The sequence below is a fragment of the Rhodococcus sp. NPDC003382 genome, from assembly GCF_053589135.1.
Window position 1 is genome coordinate 1 of record NZ_JBSFRH010000117.1, and the last position, 1,350, is coordinate 1,350.

Annotated in this window: 1 protein-coding gene and 1 other annotated feature; the gene reads left to right on the plus strand. The window is 62.9% G+C overall.

What is annotated here, in order from left to right:
- Positions 1-53: 53 nt before the first annotated feature.
- A protein-coding gene (locus ACWDUD_RS30640; protein ID WP_450111779.1) for an IS3 family transposase occupies positions 54-1,318 on the plus strand; the annotation gives its coding sequence in 2 pieces (ribosomal slippage) (positions 54-351 and positions 351-1,318; 1,266 coding nt in all).
- Positions 341-472: a sequence feature (AL1L pseudoknot), on the plus strand. (Overlaps the previous gene by 132 nt.)
- Positions 1,319-1,350: the final 32 nt, after the last annotated feature.

Sequence of the window (1,350 nt, forward strand, 5' to 3'; positions counted from 1 at the left end):
TGAACCGTCCTGGTCGAGGTGGAGGCTCCTGATCTGACAAGGAGAATGCTGGTATGCCTGCACCGAGGAAGTACGACGTCGAGACCCAGGAACGGGCGGTCCGGATGTACCACGACCGGATCGCTGAACACGGAGGCTCGAAGATCGCCGCCCGGCGCCACGTCGGCGAACTGCTCGACATCGCGCCGGCGACACTGCGGAACTGGATCGAAGCCGCAGAGCGAAACGACGCCCCGACCACCTCGGAAACGGGGGAACGGATCGACCTCGACGAGGTACGCCGCCTGCGCAAAGAGAACGCCGAATTACGCAGGGCCAATGAGATTTTGAAGACAGCGAGTGCGTTTTTCGCGGCGGCGGAGGTCGACCGCCGACTGCGGTGATCGTCGACTATATCGACGCCCACCGCTCCCGTTTCGGGGTCGACCCGATCTGTGCCGTGCTCACCGAGCACGGCGTCAGCATCGCCCCGTCCACCTACTACAAGGCCAAGGCCCGCGGACCGATCTCCGAAGCGCAACTGGCCGACGCCTACGCCGCGAACGCCGTGCACGCGGTATACGTGGCCAACCGTCGGGTCTACGGTGTCCGCAAACTCTGGCACGCGATGAAACGAGCTGGTCACGACATGGGACGCGATCGGGTGGCCCGTCTGATGACGATCACCGGCATCACCGGAGTCGTACGTGGCCGGCACCGCACCGTCACCACCGAGAGTGACGATCGAGCGCCTCGGCATCCCGATCTGATCGAGCGGAAATGGGATGTCCCCGAACGTCCGGATCAATGGTGGGTAGCCGATTTCACCTACTGTTGGACGCTGGCCGGGTTCGTCTACACCGCATTCTGTGTCGACGTGTTCTCGCGCCGGATATTGGGTTGGCGGGTGATGACAACGAAGGCCACACCGTTGGTTCACGGCGTCCTCGAGCAAGCTCTCTTCACGAGACGAAGGACCGACTTTCGTTTCACATCAACGGGATTGGTTCATCACTCCGATGCCGGAAGTCAATACACCTCGCTTGCGTTCACCGAAGCTCTGGTCGAATCGGGGATCGCTGGTTCCATCGGCAGCGTCGGGGACGCCCTCGACAACGCCCTCATGGAATCGACCATCGGTCTCTACAAAACCGAGCTGATCGACCGGGCACAGTCCTGGTCCGGCCGAGCCGAGGTCGAGCGGGAAACCGCCGAGTGGGTCCGCTGGTTCAACGCGGACCGCCTGCATTCGTCGATCGACTATCTCTCGCCGATCGACTACGAGACGCGCTACCGTGAGCAGCGCACCACCGCCCCCTCAATCCCCGAGGTGGCCTGAACGAAGTCTCCACCGGATCCAGGACGGTTCAT